This is a genomic window from Robertmurraya sp. DFI.2.37 (genome assembly GCF_029211245.1).
In the GTDB taxonomy this organism is placed as follows: domain Bacteria; phylum Bacillota; class Bacilli; order Bacillales; family Cytobacillaceae; genus Robertmurraya; species Robertmurraya methanolica_A.
Map to the genome: position 1 here is coordinate 1 of NZ_JARGEJ010000243.1, position 439 is coordinate 439.

1 protein-coding gene is annotated in these 439 nt (G+C 34.9%); it reads right to left on the reverse strand.

Annotation, left to right across the window (positions count from 1 at the left end; translation table 11 throughout):
• Positions 1-40: 40 nt before the first annotated feature.
• Positions 41-439, reverse strand: a 399-nt coding sequence (locus tag PZE06_RS26295) for an IS3 family transposase (protein WP_150917906.1), incomplete at its 5' end; no start/stop codon positions are given.

Sequence of the window (439 nt, forward strand, 5' to 3'; positions counted from 1 at the left end):
TAAACTGGCACCTATGTCAAGGACACAATAAAAAAAGAGATTAAGCAACTAGAAGATGATTCCTATATTGAATAGGGGTCATCTTTTTTAAGTCCCACTGATATCGATAGTTGTTATAGTAAACCATATAATGATTTATTTTTGCCTTTAATTCTTTTAATGTTTTACAAGACTGATAGTCTACCTCATCCTTTAGATGGCCAAAGAATGACTCTTGAGGGGCGTTGTCCCAACAGTTTCCTCTTCTAGACATAGATTGGCCTAGACCATATTTTTTTAATAATTTTTGATATCTTGGGCTTGTGTAATGGCTTCCCTGGTCCGAATGAATAAAGGCATCTTTATGCAATGTAACTTTCTTGTTGTTCATCAATTTCTGGATCGTCTTCGTAGCGATATCTAAAGTAATACGGTCAGAAACATGATAAGCTAGGATTTC